The sequence below is a fragment of the Ancylobacter sp. TW_SC_1 genome, from assembly GCF_056836805.1.
The window spans coordinates 3,162,962-3,186,963 of sequence record NZ_CM166365.1 but is presented as its reverse complement, the minus strand read 5'-3'; the positions used below and the strand labels follow the sequence as shown (position 1 = coordinate 3,186,963).

General features: G+C 67.4%; 20 protein-coding genes and 1 pseudogene. 12 read left to right on the top strand and 9 right to left on the bottom strand.

What is annotated here, in order from left to right; translation table 11 throughout:
• Positions 1 to 7 precede the first annotated feature (7 nt).
• The 5 genes from AC1PZ7_RS14845 to AC1PZ7_RS14825 all read left to right on the top strand — a co-directional run bounded on the left by AC1PZ7_RS14845 (position 8) and on the right by AC1PZ7_RS14825 (position 4,695).
• Entirely contained in the window at positions 8 to 916 is a 909-nt protein-coding gene (locus AC1PZ7_RS14845; RefSeq protein ID WP_482355985.1) for a polysaccharide deacetylase family protein, read from the top strand.
• The gene (locus AC1PZ7_RS14840) at positions 913 to 1,773 is read left to right on the top strand and encodes an aspartate dehydrogenase (protein WP_482355984.1); all 861 of its coding nucleotides are present in this window, start codon (positions 913 to 915) and stop codon (positions 1,771 to 1,773) included. The genes AC1PZ7_RS14845 and AC1PZ7_RS14840 overlap by 4 nt, the downstream gene beginning before the upstream one ends.
• Before the next feature lie 12 nt (positions 1,774 to 1,785).
• Positions 1,786 to 2,571, top strand: coding sequence for an SDR family oxidoreductase (locus tag AC1PZ7_RS14835; RefSeq protein ID WP_482355983.1), 786 nt, complete (start codon positions 1,786 to 1,788; stop codon positions 2,569 to 2,571).
• Positions 2,572 to 2,589: 18 nt separating this feature from the next.
• The gene (locus AC1PZ7_RS14830; protein ID WP_482355982.1) at positions 2,590 to 3,291 is read left to right on the top strand and encodes an RraA family protein; all 702 of its coding nucleotides are present in this window, start codon (positions 2,590 to 2,592) and stop codon (positions 3,289 to 3,291) included.
• Between the two features lie 72 nt (positions 3,292 to 3,363).
• Positions 3,364 to 4,695 carry an amidase family protein gene (locus tag AC1PZ7_RS14825; RefSeq protein ID WP_482355981.1) on the top strand — a complete coding sequence of 444 codons (1,332 nt, stop codon included), beginning with the start codon at positions 3,364 to 3,366 and terminating at the stop codon, positions 4,693 to 4,695.
• Positions 4,696 to 4,713: 18 nt separating this feature from the next.
• On the opposite strand, the gene arsJ is transcribed toward AC1PZ7_RS14825, so the two are convergent.
• Complete coding sequence (gene arsJ, locus AC1PZ7_RS14820; protein ID WP_482355980.1) at positions 4,714 to 5,964, bottom strand: organoarsenical effux MFS transporter ArsJ; 1,251 nt, start codon at positions 5,962 to 5,964, stop codon at positions 4,714 to 4,716.
• A 2-nt stretch (positions 5,965 to 5,966) separates the two neighbouring features.
• Positions 5,967 to 7,010, bottom strand: a complete 1,044-nt coding sequence (locus AC1PZ7_RS14815; RefSeq protein ID WP_482355979.1) for an ArsJ-associated glyceraldehyde-3-phosphate dehydrogenase — start codon at positions 7,008 to 7,010, stop codon at positions 5,967 to 5,969.
• A 217-nt stretch (positions 7,011 to 7,227) separates the two neighbouring features.
• Between AC1PZ7_RS14815 and AC1PZ7_RS14810 the strand changes: the two genes are divergently transcribed.
• The 6 genes from AC1PZ7_RS14810 (at position 7,228) to moaA (ending at position 15,192) form a co-directional block, all read left to right on the top strand.
• Positions 7,228 to 8,112, top strand: a complete 885-nt coding sequence (locus tag AC1PZ7_RS14810) for a substrate-binding domain-containing protein (RefSeq protein ID WP_482355978.1) — start codon at positions 7,228 to 7,230, stop codon at positions 8,110 to 8,112.
• Positions 8,113 to 8,115: 3 nt separating this feature from the next.
• A complete protein-coding gene (locus tag AC1PZ7_RS14805) occupies positions 8,116 to 9,567 on the top strand; it encodes a sensor histidine kinase (protein ID WP_482355977.1) in 1,452 nt (483 codons plus the stop codon).
• Entirely contained in the window at positions 9,557 to 10,879 is a 1,323-nt protein-coding gene (locus AC1PZ7_RS14800) for a sigma-54-dependent transcriptional regulator (RefSeq protein WP_482355976.1), read from the top strand. Before AC1PZ7_RS14805 ends, AC1PZ7_RS14800 begins: the two co-directional genes overlap by 11 nt.
• Positions 10,880 to 11,069: 190 nt before the next feature.
• Positions 11,070 to 11,594 carry an arsenate reductase (azurin) small subunit gene (locus AC1PZ7_RS14795; RefSeq protein WP_482355975.1) on the top strand — a complete coding sequence of 175 codons (525 nt, stop codon included), beginning with the start codon at positions 11,070 to 11,072 and terminating at the stop codon, positions 11,592 to 11,594.
• An 11-nt stretch (positions 11,595 to 11,605) separates the two neighbouring features.
• The gene (locus tag AC1PZ7_RS14790; protein ID WP_482355974.1) at positions 11,606 to 14,068 is read left to right on the top strand and encodes an arsenate reductase (azurin) large subunit; all 2,463 of its coding nucleotides are present in this window, start codon (positions 11,606 to 11,608) and stop codon (positions 14,066 to 14,068) included.
• Positions 14,069 to 14,145: 77 nt separating this feature from the next.
• Positions 14,146 to 15,192, top strand: coding sequence for a GTP 3',8-cyclase MoaA (gene moaA / locus AC1PZ7_RS14785; RefSeq protein ID WP_482355973.1), 1,047 nt, complete (start codon positions 14,146 to 14,148; stop codon positions 15,190 to 15,192).
• A 1-nt stretch (position 15,193) separates the two neighbouring features.
• Here moaA and AC1PZ7_RS14780 read toward each other — a convergent pair whose 3' ends face one another.
• The 5 genes from AC1PZ7_RS14780 to pstS all read right to left on the bottom strand — a co-directional run bounded on the left by AC1PZ7_RS14780 (position 15,194) and on the right by pstS (position 20,225).
• A complete protein-coding gene (locus tag AC1PZ7_RS14780; protein ID WP_482355972.1) occupies positions 15,194 to 16,438 on the bottom strand; it encodes an MFS transporter in 1,245 nt (414 codons plus the stop codon).
• Positions 16,435 to 17,775: an NAD(P)-binding protein gene (locus AC1PZ7_RS14775; RefSeq protein ID WP_482355971.1), complete on the bottom strand. Its 1,341-nt coding sequence runs from the start codon at positions 17,773 to 17,775 to the stop codon at positions 16,435 to 16,437. Before AC1PZ7_RS14775 ends, AC1PZ7_RS14780 begins: the two co-directional genes overlap by 4 nt.
• 41 nt (positions 17,776 to 17,816) lie before the next feature.
• On the bottom strand, positions 17,817 to 18,134 hold the full coding sequence (locus AC1PZ7_RS14770) for an ArsR/SmtB family transcription factor (RefSeq protein WP_482355970.1): 318 nt from the start codon (positions 18,132 to 18,134) through the stop codon (positions 17,817 to 17,819).
• A 161-nt stretch (positions 18,135 to 18,295) separates the two neighbouring features.
• Positions 18,296 to 19,183: a metalloregulator ArsR/SmtB family transcription factor gene (locus AC1PZ7_RS14765; RefSeq protein ID WP_482355969.1), complete on the bottom strand. Its 888-nt coding sequence runs from the start codon at positions 19,181 to 19,183 to the stop codon at positions 18,296 to 18,298.
• A 22-nt stretch (positions 19,184 to 19,205) separates the two neighbouring features.
• On the bottom strand, positions 19,206 to 20,225 hold the full coding sequence (gene pstS / locus AC1PZ7_RS14760) for a phosphate ABC transporter substrate-binding protein PstS (protein WP_482355968.1): 1,020 nt from the start codon (positions 20,223 to 20,225) through the stop codon (positions 19,206 to 19,208).
• A 164-nt stretch (positions 20,226 to 20,389) separates the two neighbouring features.
• Here pstS and AC1PZ7_RS14755 point away from each other — a divergent pair.
• Positions 20,390 to 21,088, top strand: a pseudogene (locus AC1PZ7_RS14755) (IS3 family transposase); the annotation flags it as partial.
• 74 nt (positions 21,089 to 21,162) lie between these two features.
• Here AC1PZ7_RS14755 and AC1PZ7_RS14750 read toward each other — a convergent pair.
• Positions 21,163 to 23,520 (bottom strand): xanthine dehydrogenase family protein molybdopterin-binding subunit, encoded by a 2,358-nt coding sequence (locus AC1PZ7_RS14750; RefSeq protein ID WP_482355967.1) that lies wholly within the window; start codon positions 23,518 to 23,520, stop codon positions 21,163 to 21,165.
• Positions 23,517 to 23,990: a (2Fe-2S)-binding protein gene (locus tag AC1PZ7_RS14745; RefSeq protein ID WP_482355966.1), complete on the bottom strand. Its 474-nt coding sequence runs from the start codon at positions 23,988 to 23,990 to the stop codon at positions 23,517 to 23,519. The genes AC1PZ7_RS14750 and AC1PZ7_RS14745 overlap by 4 nt, the downstream gene beginning before the upstream one ends.
• Positions 23,991 to 24,002 lie beyond the last annotated feature (12 nt).

Genomic DNA, 24,002 nt, shown 5'->3' with positions numbered 1-24,002 from the left:
GCGTTCCATGCTGCCGTCCCACGACCGCTTCACCTACTCGCCCATCACCGCCCGGCCGGACTTCTCCTGGCCGGGAGGCAAGCGCCTCGCCGTCTATGTCGCGCTGTGCGTCGAGCACTTCTCCTATGGCTCCGGGCTCGGGCTCGCCTATTCGCCGGGGCTCAGCCACCCCAATTCCTACAATTGGGGCTGGCGCGAGTATGGCAACCGGGTCGGCGGGTGGCGGCTGATCGAGCTGTTCGAGGAGTACGGCCTGCCGTTGACCGTGCTGCTCAACAGCGCCTGCTACGATCATTGCCCGGAACTTGTTACCGCCCATCGCCGGCGCGGCGACGAGATTGTCGCCCATGGCCGCACCAATTCCGAGCACCCGAACGGCATGGACGAGGCGACCGAGCGCGCGCTCATCGCCGAAGTGACGGCCCGCATCCGCAAGGAGGAGGGCACGCCCCCTGCCGGCTGGATGAGCCCCGGTGCGCACCCAAGCGCGCGCACCGAGGATCTGCTGGCGCAGGCTGGCTACGGCTACACGCTGGACTGGCCTATCGACGACCAGCCGGTGTGGATGAAGACAAAGGGCGGCCCGCTGCTCGCGATGCCCTATCCGCACGAGGTCAACGACGTGCCGATGGTGGTGCTGCACGACGGCACCGCAACCGCCTTCGCCGACATGGCGATCGACAACCTCGAGGAAATGCTTGCGCAGTCCGAGCGCCAGCCTCTCGTCTTCGGCATCACCATCCACACCTTCATCGTCGGCCAGCCCTTCCGCCTCCGGCAGTTCCGCCGGGTGATGGAGGCGCTTGCCCGCCATCGCGACCGCATCTGGTTCACCACCGCGGGCGCCTGCGCGCAGCATTACGCTTCGCTGTTCCCCGCACCGGACGATCTTTCCACGCAAGGCACGCAGTCATGAGTTCTCCCTACACCGAGCCGGCACCCGCGCCGGCCACGCCCGATCACAGCAGGGGCGTGCTTCGCGTCGCCATCGCCGGCCTCGGCGCCGTCGGCCTGCGCGTGGCGCGCGCCCTCGACGACGGTCTGCCCGGTTGCGAACTCGTCGCGGTTTCCGCCAATGACCGCGTCCGCGCGGCCGAGCGGCTCGCGCATCTGCGGCGCCCGGTGCCGGTGGTGACGGTCGAGGAGTTGGAAGCCCTTGCCGACATCGTCGTCGAATGCGCGCCCGCGGCGCTGTTGCCCGTCATCGCCGGACCTTTCCTCCGGGCCGGCAAGACCGTAATCGTCCTCTCCTCCGGAGCGATCCTCTCGCATCAGGACCTCGTTGAGCTCGCCCGCACCCATGGCGGGCAGATCGTGGTGCCGACAGGCGCTCTGCTGGGGCTCGATGCCGTGACGGCGGCCGCGGAGGGCGACATCCGCTCGGTGCGCATGATCACCCGCAAGCCGGTCAAGGGGCTTGCGGGGGCGCCCTATCTGGTCGAGCACGACATCACCATCGACGACATCACCGAGCCGCTGCGCGTCTTCGACGGCACCCCGCGCGAGGCGGCGATCGGCTTTCCCGCCAATCTGAACGTCGCGGTGGCACTGGCGCTGGCCGGCATCGGGCCGGATCGCACCCGGCTGGAGATCTGGGCCGATCCCGCGCTCACCCGCAACACCCACACCATCGAGGTCGACGCGGATTCGGCGAGCTTCACCATGTCGATCGCCAACATTCCCACCGACAACCCCAAGACCGGACGCATCACCGCTCTCTCGGTCATTTCCTACCTGCGCAAGCTGAACGCGCCGCTGCGGGTCGGATCGTAGAAAGTCACTCCCATGGATCTGGAACTGAATGGACGCACGGCGCTGGTGCTCGGCGCCGGAGGTGGGCTCGGTCGCGCCATCGCCCGGACGCTGGCGGCGGAAGGGGCGAGGGTCGCCCTCGCCGACATCGACGCCGAGGCGCTGAAGGTCACGCAAGCCGAACTCGAGGCGTTGGGAGCGGCAACGCTGCCGCTCGCGTGGAACCTCGCCGACATCGACGCCTGCGACGGCCATGTCGCGGCGATCGAGGCGGCGCTGGGGCCGGTCGACATCCTCGTCAACAACACGGGTGGACCGCCGCCGAGTCCCGCCCATGGCGTGGCGCCGGCGAGCTGGGAAGCGCAGTTCCGCGCCATGGTGCTGTCGGTAATCCACCTTACCGATCGCGTGCTGCCGAACATGCGGGCGCGCAAATGGGGCCGCATCGTCACCTCCACCTCCTCCGGCGTGGTGGCGCCGATCCCCAATCTCGGCGTCTCGAACGCGCTGCGTTCCGCCCTTGTCGGCTGGTCGAAGACGCTGGCGCGGGAAGTGGCGGCGGACGGCATCACCGCCAACATCATCCTGCCTGGACGCATCGCCACCGCTCGCATCCGTTTCCTCGACGAGCAGAAGGCGAAGCGCGAGGGGCGGGCCGTCGAGGCCATCGTCGCCGAAAGCACGGGCTCCATCCCAATGGGACGCTATGGCACGCCTGAGGAATATGCCGACACCGTCGCCTTTCTCGCCAGCGCCCGCGCCGCCTACATCACCGGCTCGGTGATCCGCGTGGACGGCGGCTATCTGCCCAACATCTGATCCAGGGAGACACCCCCGATGAACACCACGGACAGCGCGCCAGCCTTCTCCCCGGAGCAGAAGGCCGACATACGCCGGCGCTATCTCGCCGTTGACACGTCGAACGTCGCCGACGTGCTCGACACGCTCGGCTTCATGGACCAGAGCCTCGCCGCCGACTTCGCGCCCTATCCCGCGCACAACAACCGCATCGCCGGCTGGGCCTACACGATCCGCGGCCAGAAGACGCCCTATCCGCTCGGCGGCGACGCCGAGAAGATGAAGGCCTGTCACGGCGTCGGCCCGGACGAGATCACCGTATGGAGCGGTGACGGCGAGGGCGTGTGCTATTTCGGCGAGCTGATCGCGCTGGGCATGAAGGAGCGCGGCTGCGTCGGCGCGGTGATCGACGGCGGCATCCGCGACATACGCTGGATCGGCGAGCACGGCTTTCCGGTCTTCGCGCGCTACCGCACGCCGACCCAGTCGATCGGCCGCTGGAAGGTCAATGCCTGGCAGGTGCCGGTGGTCATGCGCGGCGCCACCAGCCGCATCGTAGAGGTTTCGCCGGGCGACTTCCTGCTCGGCGACGAGGATGGGGTGATCGTCATCCCCGCCGGCGTGGTCGAGACCGTGCTCGTCGAGGCCGAGCGCCTCACCCGCACCGAGGTCGCCATCCGCGCCGAACTGGCCAACGGCCTCTCGCTCGCCGACGCGCTGGCCAAGTACGGTCACGTCTGACACACAGGAGAGCGTTCTTGGCCGGCGCGCCCGCTTGCCGGCCAAGAGCCTCCCAGCACGCCGGAGCCGGTCATGTCCGAGAGCCTCGACGATCTCGCCGCCGACCTCGCCGCTGGTCGAACCGATCCGGTCCGTCTGGTCGAGGGCGCGCTCGCACGGGCGCTGGCGTCCGATGCCGTGTTCATTACCCTCATGTCGGAATCGGCCCTTGCGGGAGCCCACGCCAGCCGCCGGCGATGGACGGAGGGGAGGCCGCTCAGTCGCTATGACGGCATTCCGATCGCGTGGAAGGACCTGTTCGACATTGCCGGCACACGGACCAGCGCCGGCTCGCGGACCCGCGACGGGGCGGAGCGGGCAGGGGCGGATGCGCCGGTGGTCGCGGCGACCCGGCGCCTCGGCTTCATTCCGATAGGCAAGACCAATCTCAGCGAGTTCGCATTCTCCGGCATTGGTGCCAACCCGCATTTCGGCACGCCGACCGCGGACCTGCCGGGGATCGGGGTGCGCGTACCTGGTGGCTCCTCCTGCGGCTCGGCGGTTGCCGTCCAGCGCAGGATCGTGCCGACGGCGATCGGCACCGACACCGCCGGCTCGGTGCGGGTGCCCGCCGCCTTCACCGGCTGCGTCGGCTACAAGGCGTCGCAGGCGCGCTACGACATGGCCGGCGTGTTTCCTCTCGCACGGAGCCTCGACAGCCTCGGCCCGCTCGCCGGTTGCGTCGCCGACTGCGCCACGATGGACGCGGCGATGCGCGGCCTTGTTCCGCGCCCGCTACAGCCCACTCCTGCGCAATTTATCGTCGACGACGCCATACTGGACGATCCGACGGTCACGGCGCCTGTTCGGGCTCACTTCGACGAGGTTTTGGCACAACTTTCGCGACACGCGACGATCCGGCGCCAGCGTGTCGAGGCGTGGCACCGCGCACGCGAGGCCATCGCGACGCTGGGCTGGCTTGGCGCCTATGAGGCGAGGGCGCTTCATCTCGACACTCTGGCCGGGCCAAAACGGGTCCTCGTCGATCCGCGCGTGGTGAGCCGGCTCGACGGTGCCGCCGGCATATCCACCGACGCGGCGGCCGAGCTCGTGTCGATCCGCGCGCGGGAGATGCAGCGCCTGCGCGTGGAGCTCGATGGCGCAACGCTGATCCTGCCGACCGTCAAGCATGTCCCGCCGCTGCTGGCTCCGCTGGAAGCGGATCCCGCGCGTTTCGCTGAGGTCAATGTCGCGACCCTGGCGCTGACGATGATCGCAAGCTTCCTGGATATGCCGAGCGTAGCGCTGCCGAGCGGATGGACGACGGAGGGGCTGCCGCTCTCGACCCAGTTCTGCGCGGTGTCGGGAGCCGACGATCACCTGCTCAGGCAGGTGGTCTGGGCCGAGCAGATTCTTCGCGCCTGAACGCCGGAATTCGCTCCGTCAGGCGACCGCCGCCGCGGATCCCGAGCGCGTCGGCAGCGCCAGCGTCACGACCCAGCACACGAACAGCATCGCGGCGGAGCCGAGGAGGCAGGCGTAGATGCCGCCGAACTGGTAGAGGAAGCCGGAAGCGAGAATGCCGATGAAGCGCCCCGCCGCGTTGGCGGCATAGTAGAAGCCGACATCCTCCGCCGCCTTTTCCGAGCCGGCATAGGCGAGCACCAGATAGGAATGCACGGAGGAGTTCACCGCGAAGGCGACGCCGAACACGGCGAGCCCCACCACAAGCACGAGTGTCGGATCGGGCGGAGTGAACGCCAGAGCCCCGGCGATCAGCACCGGCACGATGGCCAGCGCCAGCGACCACCAGCGCGCCGCCGGCACCTCGCGCGACAGCCCATCTGGGCTGCGCGCCACCAGCGAGGGCGCCGCCGCCTGCACCAGTCCGTAGCCGATGGTCCACAGCGCCAGGAAGGCGCCGACCATGGTGAAGGTCCAGCCGCTGGCATAGAGGAACACCGGCACGCCGACGACGAACCACACGTCACGCGCGCCGAACAGGGCGACGCGCGCCGCCGCCAGCAGATTGATGCCCTTCGACTTGGCGAACAGTTCGCGGGCGCTGGCGCTGGCCTTGGCCTTGCCCATCATGGCGGGCAGCGAGAACACCACGCCCAGCATGACCAGGAACAGCGCCCCCGCCATCAGCCACAGCCCATAGCGGAAGCCGACCAACTGCAGCAGCAGACCACCGAGGAAGAAGCCGACGCCCTTCATCGCGTTCTTCGAGCCGGTGAACCAGGCGACCCATTTGAACAGCCGGCCCTCGGCCTCCCCGCCGGCCTGCGATTCCGTGATCTTGATCGCCGATTTGGACGCGGTCTTGGTCAGGTCCTTGGCGACGCCGCACACGCCCTGCGCGAGCAGCACCCAGGTGACCAGCAGCGTGCTGCCCCATTCGGGAGAGGCGGCGGACAGCAGGAGGAAGCCCGCGATCTGCGTGACCAGCCCCACGGTTAGCATGCGCGTGATGCCGTAGCGCGCCGCCAGCCACCCGCCGATGAAATTGGCGCCGATGCCCGCCGCCTCGTAGAGCAGGAACAGGAAGGCCAGCGTGAAGGGCGAGTAGCCGAGCTGGAAGAAGGTGAACAGCACCAGCATGCGCAGGGCGCCGTCGGTGAGCGTGAAGCCCCAATAGGCCGCCGTCACGATCGCGTAGTTGCGCAGCCCGCTCGCCGATGCTCCCGTCATGTTCAGATCCCGACCTTGTGCATGTGGCAGGCGAGATCGACCATGCGGCAGGCGTAGCCCATCTCGTTATCGTACCAGGCGTAAACCTTCAGCAGCGTCTCGTCGGTGACGAGGGTGGAGAGGCCGTCGACGATGGAGGAACGGGTGTCGCGGGCATAGTCGGCCGAGACCAGCGCGCGCGGCTCATAACCGAGAATCCCGGCGAGCGGACCTTCGGCAGCCGCGCGGAACAGCTCGTTCACCTCCTCGACGCTGGTCGGGCGCTGCATCTCGAACACCGCATCGGTGAGCGAGGCGTTGAGTACCGGCGCGCGCACCGCATGGCCGTTCAGCTTGCCCTTCAGCTCGGGATAGATCAGCGCGATGGCGGTGGCGCTGCCCGTGGTGGTGGGCTGGAGCGAGAGCATGGCGGAACGGGCGCGGCGCAAGTCCTTATGCGGAGCATCGACCACGACATTGGTGTTGGTCGGGTTGTGGATGGTGGTGATCTGGCCGTGCCGGATGCCGATAGCCTCATGCACCACCTTCACCACCGGGGCGAGGCAGTTGGTGGTGCAGGACGCCGCCGTGACGATGGGGTGCGCGGCCGGATCGTAGAGATGCTCGTTGACGCCGACCACGACGTTGAGCACCGAGGGATCCTTCACCGGCGCGGCGACGATCACCCGCTTGGCGCCGCGCTCAAGATGGCCCTGCAGGACGGACGGGGTAAGGAACCTGCCGGTGCATTCCAGCACGACATCGACGCCAAGGTCGCCCCACGGGATATCGGCTGGGGCGGCGTGGGCGGAGAAGGAAATGCGCTTGCCGGCGATAGTGACGGCTTCCTCGCTGGGCGTCTCGATCTGCGTCCGCCAGCGTCCCTGCACGCTGTCGAATTCGATGAGATGCGCGGTCGCCGCGGCGCCGCCCTTGATCTCGTTGAAATGAACGACATCAAGCCGGTTGCCGGCGCGCGGATCGCTGGTCTGCCGCTCGGCAGCCCCCATCGCCGCCCGCAGCGCCAGCCGCCCGATCCGCCCCATGCCGTTGATGCCGACCCTCATACCCAGATCCCCTCGGATGATTGACGTGTCCGGCGCTCACATCAGTGCGTGCGTTTCGCAGACCCGCTGCGCCGTACCAGCCGGGAATGACAGTTCGGTGACACCCATATGCCGTGGGTCGGCCCATGTCGGCGCTTGTGATCGCGTCATCTATTTCCGCAGACGCCAAAACAAGGTAGCCTGACTGGAACAAGAAGAACTACAAACAGGAAACGCCATGTCTCGGAAATCCGTCTTCGGATCGGATCGGCGCGTATTCTTGACGGGGTTGGCGTCTTTCTTCGCCTCTCTTGCGGTATTTCCTCGCCTGCCTCAGGCGAAATCATCAGAAATACGCTTCGGTTTAACGCCCGTCTTTCTTACGTCCGATCTGGAATTGCTTGGTCGTCTCCAAGCATACCTTGAGCGGACGACAGGTGTTCCGGTCAATCTGGTCACCCGCCGCACCTATCAGGAGATCGTTGCTCTCCTTATTTCGAGACAGATCGACGCGGCATGGATCTGCGGCTACCCCTATGTCATGCACGAGACCGAGCTTCAGCTGGTCGCCGTGCCGCGATGGCGCGGCAGGCCGCTCTATCAGTCCTATCTGATCGTCGATGCCGATCGCCGGGCCGAAGGCCTCGCCGACCTCAAGGGCGATGTGCACGCCTTCTCGGATCCCGATTCCAATTCCGGCTTCCTGGTCACGCGCGCGGCTCTGGCCGAGGCTCATGCCCGGCCCGAGACCTTCTTCGAGCGGACATTCTTCACCTATGGCCATCGGAACGTCATTCGTGCCGTCGCCTCGGGGCTGGCGGCATCCGGATCGGTGGACGGCTATGTCTATGAGGTGGTCGCCGAGCTGGAGCCGGAACTTACCGCTCGCACCCGTATCCTCCGGCGTTCCGAATGGCTGGGCTTCCCGCCGATCGCCGCCCCACGGATCGCCGTGGACAAGGAGCACCTCGCGCGACTGTCCGCCGCGCTGCTGAACATGTCCGAGGACACGGATGGACGCGCCATCCTCGCCATGCTGCGGCTCGACGGCTTCGCGCGCGAGGACGCCGACCTCTTCGACACGATCGCCGCGAAGGCGGCCATCGTCGCGCTCGAGGGCTAACCGATGCCTCCGTCTCTCGATCCCCGTAGCTGGCCGGTGGCCCTGAAGGTGCCGCTGGCCGTCGCCGCGCTCATGGTTCTTGTCGGTGTCGTCCTCTCCGAACGCGTGCTGTCACGCCTCGACGACACACAAGGGCGCCATCTTCGCGAACTCACCCAGAGCTATCTCGACGGGCTGTCCTCGGCGGTGGCGCCGTCGATCCTGCGCGACGATGTCTGGGAAGTCTTCGACGCGATCGAGCGGGCGCAGCAACTGAACAAGAGCCTGCGCCCGGTGGAGGCGATCGTCGCCAGTGCCGACAATCATGTGATCGCCGCCTCCGATCCGCGAGCCCATCCGGTCGGCACGAGCGTGCCGTCTTCGATCGTCGCCGCCACGGACCGGGAGACGTTCCGCTTCGATTCCGGAGCGGATCGCGCCCATGCCCAGCGCGAGCTCGCCTATCCCGGGCGAAAGGTGGGAACGATCTATGCGAGCTTCGATACCCGCCATCTGGCGATCGAGCGGCGGGATGTGCTGACGGCGCTGGTGCTGACCAACGGAGTTCTGACCTTGCTGCTGGCGGCGGCCGGCTGGTGGCTGGTGGCACGCATGATGCGGCCGATCCGCATTCTGTCCGACCATCTCGGCAGTGCGCGCGAGAGTCATGTCGCGGCCATTGCGCCGGACATCGTTGCCGCCAGCCATGGCGAGTTTGGCCGTCTCTTTCAGGCTTACAATGAGCTCGTGCATTCGACGGCGGAGCGGCAGGAGCTGTCCAAGCGCCTCGCCGAGGAAGAACGTCTCGGCAGCCTCGGGCGACTGGCGTCGGCGCTGGCCCATGAGATCAACAATCCGCTCGGCGGGCTGTTCAACGCGCTCGCGACCGTCAAGAGCCACGGCCACATCGAGGGCGTCCGCGTCGGATCGGTGGGCCTGCTCGAACGCGGCCTAGTCGGCATACGCGACGTGGTGCGCACGACGCTCGCGCTCTACCGGACCGACGGCAGCCGGCGCGACCTGATGGCGGCGGACATCGACGATCTCGGCCTGCTCGTCGCCCCCGAAGCCCGCCGACGGGGGATCAGCGTCACCATCTTCAACACGCTGGAGAACAGCATAGCCCTGCCCAGCACGCCGATGCGGCAGGCCGTGCTGAATCTGCTGCTCAATGCCGTCGCGGCATCGCCCGAAGGCTCGACTGTCATCCTCTCGGCAGCGGCAACTGGTCAGCAACTGCTGGTGGAGGTGCGGGACTGCGGTCCGGGCCTGCCGCGCGAGGCGGCGGCGCTGCTGACCGGCGGCGCCACCGCCCGCCCCCTGCGCGATGGAGCGGGCCTTGGTCTGTGGATGACGCACCGGCTGCTCGGCGACCTCGGCGCCACTATCTGTGTCGATTACCCCGAGGATGCCGGCACCTGCGTGCGCGTGTCGGTCCCCTTCGCCCGCGACGAGGAGTTGGCCAATGTCGCCTGATCCGGTTCTGATCGGCCTGGTCGAGGACGATCCGATCATGGGGGAAAGCCTTGTCCAGCGGCTCACCCTCGAAGGCATGACGGTCAAATGGTGGCAGGCCGGGCAGGACGCGCTGGGCGAGATCGCCGCGCGCCGCTTCGAGGCGATCATCTGCGACATCCGGCTTCCCGACGTGGCGGGGGAGGCCGTGTTCCGGGCCGCCGCGTGCGGCGCCAACGCGCCCCCCTTCCTGTTCATCACGGCTCATGGCGACATCGACCAAGCCGTCCGCCTCATGCGCGCCGGTGCCGCCGACTATGTCACCAAGCCGTTCGAGATGAACGACTTTCTCGCGCGCCTGGGCGATCTGATGCGCCCGCCTGAAGTGGGCGACGAAGCCGCCCTGGGCATTTCGCCGGCCATTCGGGAAACGGAGCGGCTGCTGCGGCGTGTTGCCCGGGTCAATTCGAGCGTCCTGATCACGGGCGAGACAGGGACCGGCAAGGAGGTTGCGGCTCATTTCCTCCATGCCATGTCCGAGGCCGCCACCGAGCCCTTCATGGCCGTCAATTGTGCAGCCATCCCCGCAGATCTGCTGGAGAGCGAGCTTTTCGGTCATGAGAAGGGCGCCTTCACCGGCGCCGCACAGCGTCATCTGGGCTATGCCGAGCGGGCCGGGGGCGGCGTGCTGTTTCTCGACGAGATCGGCGAACTGCGCCCCGAACTGCAGGTCAAGCTGCTGCGTCTCATCGAAGACCGGAGCTTCACCCGCGTCGGTGGCGAGCGGCCGCTGAGATTCAATGGCCGGCTCGTCACCGCCACCAATGCCGATCTTCCTCGCCGCGTTGCGGCGGGCAGTTTCCGCGAGGATCTGTACTACCGGATCAACGTCGTCACGGTACGCATGCCGCCGCTGCGGGAGCGGCGCGAGGACATTCCCTGGCTGATGGAGCGTGTCTTCGCCGAACTCTCCGGCCGATTGGCGACCCAGGCCAACGGCATCAGCGCCCTCGCCGAAGAGGCCGCTCTCGCCCATTCCTGGCCGGGCAATGTCCGCGAGCTGCGCAATCGCATGGAGCGGGCGATCGCTCTCGGCATGGGCCCCTGGATCATGCCGGGCGACCTGTTTCCCGAAGAGACCCTGGAGCGTCATGAGCGCTCCGGTCAATTCGGTTCGCTGGAGGAGGCACGCCTCGACGCGGAGAAGAGGCACATCCTGCGTGCGCTCGCCAGTACGCAGGGCGAGATAAGCGCGGCGGCGCGGCTGCTCGGCATCGGGCGCACAACCCTATGGGAGAAGATGCGCCGCCTTGGTCTTGGCACCGAGCTTTAGCGCAAGGGCCCATGTTCGAAAGTTCGAACCAACGGCGCCGCAGCATGTTCGGATTGTCGAACATCGCGGCTGGACATGCGCTGCCTGAATAATACCAAGAGACTGATATCATTATCGATCTTCAATTGGCTCGGCTCGTGCAAAGCGATGTTGTCCGCGAGCGGACACTGCATGATGGGAGGGAGCTAAAATGAAGAGGTGCAACAGCCTCATAGATGCCGGACGCCGCCAGTTTCTGACCGGCGCAGGTGTGATGACAGCCGGGGCGGCTGCGGCCACCGTGCTGCCGGCAGAAGCCCGAGCCGCTGAACCCACGGCGGCGCTGGTGAAATACCCGGTGAACCGCCTTGCCAATCTGAAGGATCTCAAGGCGAACGAGCCGATCCATGTCGCCTATCCCGATGAGGACGCGCCGGGCGTCCTGTTGAAACTCGGCACGCCGGTGCCGGGTGGTGCCGGTCCCGATGGCGACATCGTCGGGTTCTCGACCGTATGCCCGCACAAGGGATATCCGCTGGCCTATTCCGCCGGTGACAAGACGCTGAACTGCCCCGGCCATTACTCGCGTTTCGACTGCGAGAAAGGCGGACAGCAGGTCTGGGGTCAGGCGACGCAGAACCTCCCCCAATACGCGCTGCGGATCGACGACAAGGGCGACATCTACGCCGAAGGCGTGGACGAGCTCCTGTATGGCCGCCTGTCGAACGTGCTCTGAGGGAGGAAACAATGGCTTACAAGCGCCAGATCGGCCGGCTGCCCATCGTCCCGGCCAACGCCAAGGTCCACAACGTCGTCTGTCACTACTGCATCGTCGGCTGCGGCTACAAGGCCTATAGCTGGGACGCCCGCTATGAGGGCGGCACGGCCCCGACCGACAACAAGTTCGGCGTCGATCTCTCCCAGCAGCAGGGCGCGGACACCCCGGCCTGGTACGCCCCGTCCATGTACAACATCGTCCGCCAGGACGGCAAAGACGTGCACATCGTCATCAAGCCCGACCGCGAATGCTCGGTGAACTCCGGGCTCGGCTCGGTGCGCGGCGCCCGCATCGCCGAGATGAGCTATTCGCGCCAGCGCAACACCCAGCTCCAGCGCCTCACCGATCCGCTGGTCTGGCGCTACGGCCAGCTGCAGCCGACCAGCTGGGAGGACGCGCTCGACCTCGTCGCCCGGGTGACAACCGCCGTCATCGCCGAACAGGGCGAGGAGGGGCTGTTCGTCTCCGCCTTCGACCATGGCGGCGCCGGCGGCGGCTATGAGAACACCTGGGGCACCGGCAAGCTCTATTTCGGGGCGATGAAGGTCAAGAACATCCGCATCCACAACCGCCCGGCCTACAATTCCGAGGTCCACGGCTCACGCGACATGGGCGTCGGCGAACTGAACAATTGCTACGAGGACGCCCAGCTCGCCGACACCATCGTGGCCGTCGGCACCAACGCGCTGGAAACCCAGACCAACTACTTCCTGAACCATTGGGTGCCGAACCTGCGCGGCACATCGCTCGACAAGAAGAAGGCCGAGTTCGGCAGCGAGCCGGTGGCCCGGGGCCGGGTCGTCATCGTCGATCCGCGCCGCACGGTGACGGTCAATGCCTGCGAAGTGGAGGCTGGCAGGGACAACGTGCTTCATCTCGCGCTCAATTCCGGCACCGACCTCGCGCTGTTCAACGCGTGGTTCACCTATGCGGCGGAAAAGGGCTGGATCGACAAGGCCTTCATCGGTGCCTCGACAAACGAGTTCGAGAAGGCGCTCGCGGCGAACAAGATGTCGGTCGCGGAGGCGGCGACGATCACCGGCCTTTCCGAGGCCGACATCGTCAAGGCGATCACTTGGATCGCCGCGCCCAAGGCCGGCGGAGCGCGCCGCCGGACCATGTTCGCCTATGAGAAGGGTCTCATCTGGGGCAACGACAATTACCGCACCAATCAGTCGCTGGTGAACCTCGCGCTGGCGACCGGCAATATCGGCCGTCCCGGCGGCGGCTGCGTGCGCATGGGCGGTCATCAGGAAGGCTATTCCCGCCCCTCCGACGCCCATGTCGGACGTCCCGCCGCCTATGTCGACAAGCTCTTGATCGAGGGCAAGGGCGGCGTCCACCACATCTGGGGCTGCGACCACTACAAGACGACGCTGAACGCCATGGAGTTCAAGCGCGTCTACAAGAAGCGCACCGACATGGTGAAGGATGCCATGAACGCCGTTCCCTATGGCGATCGGCCCGCCATGGTCGCGGCGATCATGGACGCGATCCGCAAGGGAGGGTTGTTCTCGGTTGACGTGGACATCGTCCCGACCAAGGTCGGCGAAGCGGCGCACGTCATGCTGCCGGCGGCAACCTCGGGCGAGATGAACCTCACCTCGATGAACGGCGAACGGCGGATGCGGCTCACCGAGCGCTACATGGACCCGCCCGGCGTCGCCATGCCGGATTGCCTGATCGCGGCCCGTATCGCCAACCACATGCAGCGCGTGCTCGGCGAGATGGGCAAGGCCGACATGGCGGCGAAATTCTCCGGCTTCGACTGGAAGACCGAGGAAGACGCCTTCATGGACGGCTATCACGGCCATGAGAAAGGCGGCAAGTTCGTCACCTATGACCTGCTCAGGACCATGGGAACCAACGGCTTCCAGGAACCGGCGACCGGCATCGAGGACGGCAGGATCGTCGGCACCAAGCGGCTGTTCGCGGACGGAAAGTTCAACAAGCCGGACGGCAGGGCGGTGTTCGCCGCGACGCAGTGGCGGGGCCTGGAAGCGCCCGGCAAGCAGGCCGAGAAGGACAAGTTCCCGTTCCTGATCAACAATGGCCGGGCCAATCTGGTGTGGCAGAGCGCCTATCTCGACACCGAGAACGAGTTCGTCATGGATCGCTGGCCCTACCCGTTCATCGAAATGAACCCGAAGGACATGGCCGACCTCGGCCTCAAAAACGGCGACCTCGTCGAAGTCTATAACGACAACGGCTCGACCCAGGCCATGGCCTATCCGACGCCGACGGCCAAGCCGAAGCAGGCCTTCATGCTGTTCGGCTATCCCACCGGCGTGCAGGGCAACGTCGTGTCGGCGGGCGTGAACGAGTTCGTCATTCCCAACTACAAGCAGACCTGGGGCAGCATCCGCAAGATCGCCGACGCGCCGAAATCGGTCCAGCACCTGACCTTCAAGTCGAAAGAATACATCTCCTGACGGCGATGGGCCGTCGCCGCACAGGCGGCGGCCCTTCTTCCGGCTTCGTGCCGCTGCGGCTTTCCTGGAGGCACCCGATGAATATCCGACTTCTCCCCGCCGATGGCGCGGAGCGCCTTGTCGCGCGCTCCCCGCTGGTCGACACTTTCGGCCGTGCGGTGACCTATCTGCGCGTTTCGGTGACGGATCGCTGCGATTTCCGCTGCGTGTACTGCATGGCGGAACACATGACGTTCCTGCCCAAGCCCGAATTGCTGACGCTGGAGGAACTCGACCGCCTGTGCTCCGCCTTCGTGGCGCGCGGCGTGAGGAAGCTGCGCCTCACCGGCGGCGAGCCGCTGGTGCGGCGCGACGTGATGACCCTGTTCCGCTCGCTCTCGCGCCACCTGGAGTCAGGCGCGCTGGAGGAGCTGACGCTCACCACCAACGGCTCGCAGCTCGCCCGCTTCGCCAGGGAGCTGGCCGATTGCGGCGTCAGGCGCATCAACGTCTCGCTCGACACGCTCGATCCGCAGCGCTTTCGCGCGCTGACCCGCTGGGGCGACCTCGCCAAGGTGCTCGCCGGTATCGACGCGGCGCAGGACGCCGGCATCCATGTGAAGCTCAACGCAGTGGCGCTCGCCGGCGAGAACGAGCACGAGATTCCCGGCCTGATCGAATGGGCGCATGGCCGCGGCATGGACGTCTCGCTGATCGAGGTCATGCCGCTGGGCGAAACCGGGGCGGAGCGCATCGACCAGTACCTGCCGCTCTCCACCGTGCGCACGCGCCTCGCCCGCCACTGGACGCTGGAGGACATACCATTCCGCACCGGTGGCCCGGCGCGCTATGTCAGCATCCGCGAGACCGGCGGCAAGCTCGGCTTCATCACCCCGCTGACGCATAATTTCTGCGAAGGCTGCAACCGCGTGCGCGTCACCTGCACCGGCACGCTCTATATGTGCCTGGGCCAGGAGGACGCGGCGGACCTGCGCGCGCCGCTGCGCGCTTCCGAGAGCGACGACAGGCTGCACGCCGCGCTGGATGAGGCCATCTTCCGCAAGCCCAAGGGCCACGACTTCGTCATCGACCGCCCCGGCCAGCCCCCGGCACTGCGCCGCCACATGAGCGTCACCGGAGGCTGAGTCAGCCGGCCCGGCGCGACAGGAAGGCGGCGAGCCAGAAGCCGGCGGCGAGCAGCAGCGTCAAGCCTATGATGGCGAGGAGCACGCCATCATAGGTGCCCGACATCGACCAGATGAGCGCGGCGCCCAGCGGGGCCAGCGCGCGCGACACCGTGCTCGGCGCCGACATCGCCCCGTTCACCGCGCCATAGGCCTCGCGCGTCAGCATTTCCGGCACGGACAGGCCGCGCACGATGGTGGTGATGCCGTTGGCCGCGCCATAAAGCAGCGCGACGAGCGCGATGAGCAGGAAGCTCGGCGGCAGCACATCGAGCGCGACCAGAGCCAGCGGGAAAACCGCGACGGTGACCGAGCCGATCGCCCGCACCGGTGCGCGCGGCGCGAACACCCAGATTGCGATGCGTCCCGCCACCTGCGCCGGCCCGACCAGCGTCATGGCGGCAACCACCGAGGCGGTCTCGAATCCCTTCTCCACCAGCATGGGGTAGAGGTGGAAGGTGAAGGCCGAGAACGCCGCCGAATAGGCGGTGAAGGCCACCGCCAGCGCCCAGAATACCGGCTGGCGTGCCGCCCAGGCCACCGCCGCCCTTCCGCTCAGCGGTGGCAGGCCGCTCGATCCACGGTGCAGCGGCGCATCGGCGTCAGGGTCGATCACCGACCAGTAGCAGCCGGCGCAGACGAGGATGTTGATGATGGCGAGCACCAGCAGCGCGTCGCGCCAGCCCACCGTATCGAGCAGGAACTGCACCAGCGGGATGAACACGGTCGAGGCGAAGCCGCCCCACAGGGTCAGCGCCGTGATGCCGGCCCGCGCATGCGACGGACCCGAGCGTCGGGCGATGACGGCGAAGGCGGGGTCGTAGAGCGTCGCCGCCTGCAACGCCCCGATTCCGGCCACCGCGACATAGAACAGCGCCAGGCTCTCGATCTGCGACCACAGCACCAGCAGCAGCCCGGCGAGGATCGAACCGCCGGTCATGATCGCGCGGCCATGGCCGCGGTCGATGGCGGCGCCGATCGGATAGGCGGCGAGGCCGGCGAGGGCGAGGCCGAGCGTCGCCGCGCCGTAGAGCGCGCTCTTCGACCAGCCGAGCTCATGGCCCATCGCCTCGGCGATCAGCGGGAAGCTGTAATAGAGCGAGCCCCAGGAGCAGACCTGCCCGATGCCGAGGCAGGTTACAAAGAGGCTCCGCGCGCCGGGCGGCCGATGTTCCCCGGCGCCGGCGACCAGAACATTCTCGCTCACGCACGCGCTCCACAGCAAGCCGTGGAGGCGGCGGGCTGCGTGGGAGGCGCGCAACAGGCGGTCCCGGTTTCACGCGGGGCGGTGCTGCACACGCCTGTCTCGGGGAGCACCAATCGCACGTCGCGCGCCGCTTCATGATCGCCGGCGATCTCGGCGATGACCGAGCGGACCTGCTCATAGCCGGTCATCATCAGGAAGGTCGGCGCGCGTCCGTAGGCTTTCGAGCCGACGATGTAGAAGCCGGGTTCCGGATGCGCCAGCTCGGCCGCCCCATGTGGCGGCACGGTCCCGCAGGAATGCAGATTGGGATCGATCAGCGGCGCCAGCGCCAGCGGCGCCTCGACGACCGGATCGAGCGCGGCCCGCATTTCGCGCAACAGCGAGAGGTCGGGCCGGGAACCTGTTGCGACGATGATCCGGTCGACATTGAGCGTCTGCGTGCTGCCCGCCACGCGCGCCGTGAGGGAGAGCGCCACGCCCGTCCGCTCCAGCCGCTCCGTGGCGAACGGGGCGAGCACCTCAAGGCGGCCACTATCTATCGCACGCCGCGCCGCGAGCCCGAGCGCCCCGCGCTCCGCCAATTTGTCGTCGAGGCCGCCGCCGAGGAGCTTGTCCAGTCCGTTGCGACGCAACGCCCAGACAACACGCGTCGCCGGCGCGTCTTCCTGCAAGCGAAGCAGATCCAGCACCGCATTGATCGCGGAATGCCCGCTGCCGGCGACCAGCACGCGTCGGCCGGCATAGTCCGGGCGACCAAGCCCGAGAATGTCGGGAATGCCATAGGCGATGCGGTCCTGTGCCTCGTGTTCTCCGGGAACAGGGAGCCCATCCACGCCCAGCGGGTTCGGCTGGCCCCAGGTCCCGGAGGCGTCGAGCACAGCGCGGGCTTCGCTGCGGTGCTCGGTGCCGTCCGCAGCGCGCCAGAGGATCTGGAACGGTGCGTTGGCCCGGCCGGCGGTGGTGAGCTTGTCGAGGCCGGCGCGGGCAATCGCGCGTACTTCGGCATCGTAGCGCAGATGCGGCGCGAGGGCGGGATGACGCGCCAGCGGTTCGAGATAGGTGCGAACGATCTCCCCACCGGTGGGCAAGGCGTCGGCATCCGGCTCCCGCCAGCCCTGCTCGAGCAGCAGGGAGCGGGCGGCGCCGTCCACATTGTACTGCCAGGGCGTGAAGACATGGACGTGCGACCAGCTGCGTAGCGCGGTGGCGATGGTGGGGCCGCGCTCGAAGATCAGCGGCGTCAGCCCACGCCGCACCGCATGGACGGCGGCGGCCAGTCCCACGGGGCCGGCGCCGATGATGGCAATCGGGAGGTCGGGCTTCGATGCGGGATCCATTTTCCATCCTTCCGGCATCTTGGAAATAGAGGTCAAGAAATTCAGCTCGCAGCGGCCTCGACAGCGCTACATCCGGCATCGGCGCAGCATTCGTCCGCGAGATAGCCGATCAGCGCATCCATGCTCGGATAATGCGCGCGGCAGATCAGCGTCGTCGCCTGCCGCTCCTGCGTCACCAGCCCGGTCTCGATGAGGCGCCGCAGATGGTGCGAGAGCGTCGAGGCGGCAATGCCGATCCGCTCCTGCAGGCCACCGACCGCCAGGCCGGCATGGCCCGCACGGACCAGCGTCCGATAGATCTGCAGACGGGTCGGGTTGCCCAGCGCTTCGAGCTGGCGCGCCGCTTGTTCGATATTCATGGAAATAATCTAGAAGCCGCCGCAGCGGGCGGTCAAGTCTTATTTCGATACTCGTCGAATAAGTCGCCGCCCGAGAGATCGAAGCGGCCGGTCTTCTCACTGGATCGCGGGGGGAACTGGCGCGAGCGGTGAAACGACTCGGCGGACATAGATGACCGTTATCACGCCGCGCGCGCGGCAAGCGTCATCTCGGTCGCGCCTTCCATGACAGCGATGTCGCCGAGCCGCGCCTTCAGGCTGGCAAGGTCGAGGGTCTCGAGCGGCAGGTTGACGAAGGCGGACATGCGCGCGGCGATCTGCCGGTAGGTGCGCACGAAGGCCGCCCGAAGCTCCGCTTCCGTTCCGCCGGCGGCGGCAGGGTCGGGCAGACCCCAATGCACCGTCAGGGGATGACCGGGAAAATGCGGACAGCTCTCGCCCGCAGCGGCGTCGCAGACGGTGATCACAAAATCCATCGGCTCGACGGCCCGGCCGGCGAACTCGTCCCAGCTCTTGGAGCGCAGGTCGTCGGTCGTGTAGCCGAGCGAACGCAACAGATCGAGCGCCAGGGGATGCGGTGTGCCGCGCGGGACGCTGCCGGCGGAGAAGGCGCGGAAACGCCCGCGCCCCTCGCGGTTCAGTACCGCTTCCGCCATGATCGAGCGCGCCGAATTGTGCGAGCAGACGAGCAGCACATTGTAGCAGCGCTCTACCGGCTCGCCCGGACGCAGGCGCGGAAACCCGGCGCCCGCATCGGCCTGGGTCGGCAATTCACCGAGCAGCAGTTCGAGAACCGACGCCGCCCGTCCGGTCCGTGCGGAGTAGATGATCGAGCGCCCCTCGCGGCGCGACGCAACCAGTCCCGCCCGCTCCAATTGGGCGAGATGCGTCGACATGGTGTTGTGCGGCACGGCCAGCAGGCGGGCCACATCGCCGGCATTCTGCCCGAAGGGCGCATAGCGCAGCAGCAGGCGGAAAGCATCGAGGCGGGTCGGCTGGGCCAGCGCGTCGAACATCTCGACCGCATCATCCGACAGGAGCCGCTTCACATCCTTCGACTGGCTTTGCATCTATCCGTCCTTGTCCCGCACGTCAGCTTCCGCTCTTGAACGTTGCCGCCCAGTAGTTCTTCACCTGCTGCACCAGCGGCTCAGGCAGCGGAACATAGCCGAGCTGCGATGCATATTCGCTGCCCTCGCCAAGCGCATAGCCGAAGAAGGAGAGGGCCGTCCGGTTGCGCGCGGCATTCATCGGCGCCTTGTACATCAAGACGAAGGTGGTGGCGGCGATCGGATAGGCTTCCGGAACAGTGGAATCATTGATGGTGGCGTAGAAATCGCGCGCCTGGCTCCAGTCCACACCGAGCGCGGCCGCCTGGAACGACGCTGCGCTTGGCGTAATGAACCGGCCCGCGCGATTCTGCACAAGGCCATAGGTGAGCTTCGCCTGCGTCACATAGGTGAACTCGACATAGCCGATCGCGTTCGGGGTCCGCTGCACGGCGAGGGCGACCCCTTCATTGCCGCGCGCGCCACTGCCGACCGGCCAGGCGACGGCATTGCCCTCGCCCAATGTCCGCTTCCATTCCGCGCTCGTCTTGGCGAGATACGACACCCAGTTGAAGGTCGTTCCCGAGCCGTCCGAGCGATGGATCACGGCGATCAGGCTATTGGGCAACGCGAGGTCCGGGTTGAGGGCCTTCAGCGCGGGATCCGACCATTTGGTGATCTTGCCCATATAGATGTCCGCCAGCACGCTGCCGGTGAACCGCATGGTGCCGGGCGCGACGCCGGCAATGTTCACCACCGGCACCACGCCGCCGAACACGATGGGGAACTGGCCGAGCCCCAGGCGCTCGAGTTCATCGGGCTTCAGCGGCTTATCGGAAGCCCCGAAGTCGACAGCCTTGTCGCGGATCCGGTTCACGCCGGCCGAGGAGCCGACCGACTGGTAGCCCACCAGTGTGCCGGTGGCCTCACGATAGGCCTCCGCCCACTTCCAGATGATCGGGTAGGCGAAGGTGGAGCCCGCGCCGCTCAATTCGTCGGCGCGCGCGCTCGCGGTCAGGACCAGCAGAGCAGCAGCAATCAGGGCAAACAAAGGACGGCGCATCGGGTCACCCTCACAAAATCAATCCGTCGGGACGGATCGACAGATATCTAAGGTCCCACTGCGACGTTTCTGTGACGTTGCCATGCGTCATTGTTGTCGAACTCTCCCACGCCTAACGCGCGGCTGTTGCGCTGATTGCGCCCTCTCTCGGCGGAGCAGAATTTCGCGTGACGGATGTCCACGAGAACGTGCTGCGCAAATGGGTGCGCGAGGCGAAGGCGGATGCGCAGCATGCGTTTCCCGGCCATGGGCAGTTGAGGCCCGAGCAGCTCGAGATTGACCGGCTGCGCGGGGAAGTGACCAAGCTGAAGGCGGAGCGCGACATACTAAGAAGGGCCGCAGCCTTCTTCGCGAGGGAAGCGACATGAGGTTCGCCTTCATCGCGCAGCACCGGAACATCTGGCGGAGTCTTGTGCAAGGATCGGGCATGGCTATGCGACGCTCTGGACGTCTCCCGGTTGGGCTTTCATGCCTGGCTCAGCCGCAGCCCCAGTGCCCATGCCCGGCGCGATGACGTGCTCGCGACGGCGATCGACCGGAGCCTTGAGAGCAGCGATCGGACCTATGGCGCACGACGCGTCTGGCACGATGTGCTGGCGGAAGGGCTCTCCTGCGGGCTGCATCGGGTCGAACGGATCATGCGGGAGCATGGGTTGCGAGCCCGGCCACGCCGTCGTGGGCTGCCGAAGGATGTCGGCCTGCGGGCCGCCGCGTCGGACAATCTGCTCGACCGCGCCTTCGAGGCCTCGGCCCCAAACCAGACATGGGTGGCGGACTTCACCTACATCTGGACCGCGGAGGGCTGGCTCTACGTTGCTGCCGTGGTCGACCTGTTCTCACGACGCGTCGTCGGCGGGGCGATGTGCGTCCGGGGTCAGGGAGGAATGGTTGCGATCGCACCGCGCAGATGGCAACGCCATCCTGGAGCACCCGGAGATCATGTCCCCGCACCGTGCGGACACACCATATTGTCGTCCCATGCCGGCAGGATATGAGGGAAGGCGAGTTCCTGCTTGCGGCCGAGCAGCAGGGCGAGGACGTGAGGCGGGGTCAGCGGTAGCTCCTGCACGCGCCGACCGGTGGCATTTGCGACCGCACAGGCCACCGTCGCCCCGACATTGAGGATCGGTACCTCGCCCGCGCCCTTGACGCCGAGCGGTCCGAGCGAGGGCGCGCCCTCGAACAGATCGATCTCGACCGGCACCACATCGCCGGCGAGTGGCACGCGGTAGGTCTCGAAGCCATTCTGGCGGATGCGACCCTGAGCGTCGATCGACACCTCTTCGTGCAGCGCATAGCCAAGGCCCTGCACGACGCCACCCTGGATCTGGCCGCCAATGGCGCTGCGGTTGAGCGCCCGCCCGACATCCTGCACGACGCGATAGCTCAGTACCTCGACATGGCCGGTGTCGCGATCGACCGTGACTTCACAGTCATGGACGGCGAAGACCGGAATATCGAGAGCGTCGATGAAGTGACCGGCAACGCAGCCCGGCATGGCGGGGACGCCCTTGCGGGTCGAGGCGCCGGTGCCGCCGACCGGTCCCAAGAGGGCCTGGGCCCGCGCCGTCACCTCGGCAATGCTGAAGCCGGCGCCGTTGGGCCCGGTGATCTCGATCCGCCCATTCTGCATCACCAAGTCGTCGGGTGTGGCCTCAAGCATCTGCGCAGCGACCGCCAGGAGCTTGCCGCGCACTTCCCGCGCCGCCGCGAGGCTGGCGGCACCGAGCGAGACAGTCTGTCGCCCGCCGCCGACGCCGACATCGTAGCCCGCGGCATCAGTGTCGGCCTGTCGCACCATCACGTCCTCGGGGCGGATACCGAGCGCTCCGGCGACGATCTGCGGCAGGCTCTGCATCATCGAGCCCGAGCCGATCTCGACGCCGGAGGTGACGAGGGTGGCGCTGCCGTCGGTATTCATGTTCACCGTCGCCGCCGAGGGGCCGGTAAAGACGAACCAGGTGCCGACCGTCGTCGCGCGGCCATGGAGGCGCCCGTCATCGGTCGTGCGCGGCGTCGCGTTGGTGCGCAACGCCTCCATGCGCGCCAGCATCGGGCGCAGCACCTCTCCTTCGAATACCTGGCCGGTGGCGCCGAGGTCGCCGTCGCCGAGCACATTGCGACGGCGGAAGTCGAGCGGGTCCATCGCAACGGCAGCGGCGATCTCGTCGGTGTGTCGCTCCAGCGCGAAGGTGTTGTAGACGCCGTTGCAGGCCCGGAAGGCGCCGTTGGGCGGGGTGTTGGTGTAGATGGCGCGCGATACCAGACGCGTCGCGCCGTGCCGGTAGTTGCCGCCCAGCGTGTGGGCGGTCATGGTGGTGAGGAATATCTGCTCGCCGCCATGGGCGCCGCAATCCATCAGCACAACCGCCTCGCGCCCGGCAATCTCGCCCTCCGGGGTCACCGCCGAGCGGATACGGATCTCGGCATTCTCGCGGAACAGGCAGGTGAGCATCTCCTCCTCGCGCGAGTTGACCAGCCGCACCGGCCGGCCGCTTTTCTTCGCCAGCAGGGCGGCAAAGGGCTCGATGGCGATGTCGAACTTGAGGCCGAACGCCCCGCCCACCGGCGGCACCGTCACCCGCACCTGCGAGGCGGGCACGCCGAGGAAGCGGGCCGTGGCGTTGCGCACCGTCCAGGGCACCTGCGTGGAGGTCTCGATGTGGAAGCGGCCTTCCTCATAGCGCGCCACCGCCGCCCGCGGCTCGAACGCCATGTGGTTCTGCCGTCCGACGCGGAAGGAACTCTCGACGACAGTCACGTCCGGCCGGGCAAAGGCGGCGTCGACATCGCCGCGCACGACAGTCGCCTCCCAGGCGACATTGCCGGCACGGGCACCGCCTTCCAGCAGCACCTCGTACTCCTGCCACATCGGGTGTACGAGCGGCGCGCCGGGCGCCAGAGCTTCTTCCATGGAGACGACGCTCGGCAACGGCTCGATCTCGACCTCGATTGCCGCCAGCGCCGCCTGCGCCTGCTCCATTGTGTCGGCAGCAACGGCGGCTAGCGGTTCGCCGACGTAACGCACGAGGTCCTCGGCGAAGAGCGCGTGATCGGCGACGCCGATACCGATCCGGCCCGGCGCATCGGCGGCCGTGGCTATGGCGCGCACGCCCGGCAGAGCGGCTGCCTTCGACGTATCGAGCGCGACGAGGCGCCCCGACGCCAACGGCGCGCGCAGCACGGCGGCGTGGAGCATCCCGGGGCCGGCGCGGTCGATGGTGTAGCGGGTGCGGCCCGTCAGCTTGTCGCGGGCATCGCGGCGGCGAAACTCCATCACAGAATCGACAGTCATGGACGGACCTCCGCGCGGGCGACGGCGACGGCCAGCGTCGCCTCGACGATGCGCTCATAGCCGGTGCAGCGGCAGATATTGCCGATGAGCGCCATCCGGACATCCTCCCGGCTCGGCTGCGGCGTGTGCGCGAGGAAATGGGTCAGCGTCAGCACCATGCCGGGGAAGCACATGCCGCACTGGACGGCATCATGCTGATCGAGCCGTGACTGGACGCCATTGAGGTGGTCGACGGCGGAGACACCCTCGATGGTGACGATATCGCCCCCCCCCGCCAGCGCGACGGGTATCAGGCAGGATGCCCGCGGCGCGCCATCCACCAGCACGAGGCAGGCGCCGCAGAACCCCTCGCGACACACCGGCTTGGCGCCGGTGAGGTGGAACTCGTCCCGCAGCACGTCGATGAGCGGAGTCAGCGGGTCGCAGGCGGAATGTCTTGCCTCGCCGTTCACCGTCATGTCGATCGGCATCAAGGCCTCCAG